This window comes from Neisseria sp. P0014.S009, assembly GCF_051958155.1.
Classification (GTDB): Bacteria; Pseudomonadota; Gammaproteobacteria; order Burkholderiales; family Neisseriaceae; genus Neisseria; species Neisseria flavescens_C.
This window is the reverse complement of the sequence record NZ_JBQCVS010000243.1, coordinates 1-239: the sequence shown is the minus strand read 5'-3', so window position 1 is coordinate 239 and position 239 is coordinate 1. Positions and strand designations below refer to the sequence as shown.

The following is a 239-nucleotide window of genomic DNA, read 5'->3' as shown; positions in this document are numbered from 1 at the left end:
GAGTTTGAACATTATTTCAACGATAACTGGAAACTGAGCAGCAAGTTGTACTGGCGTAAGAACACCAGTTCAAAAGAATATTACACGATGGGTGGCACAGGCAAAGGAATCGGTACAGACGGCCTGGGAACCACATACAGCTTCGACCGTTACGATTCAGGCAACCGCCAGTTCACTTTCCAAAACAACCTTACCGGACGCATCTTCGCGTTCGGCCAAAATCACGACCTCTTATTCAT

At 46.9% G+C, this 239-nt stretch carries 1 pseudogene; it reads left to right on the top strand.

The features are described from left to right. Nucleotides 1–239, top strand: a pseudogene (locus ACTHS4_RS12505) (TonB-dependent siderophore receptor); the annotation flags it as partial.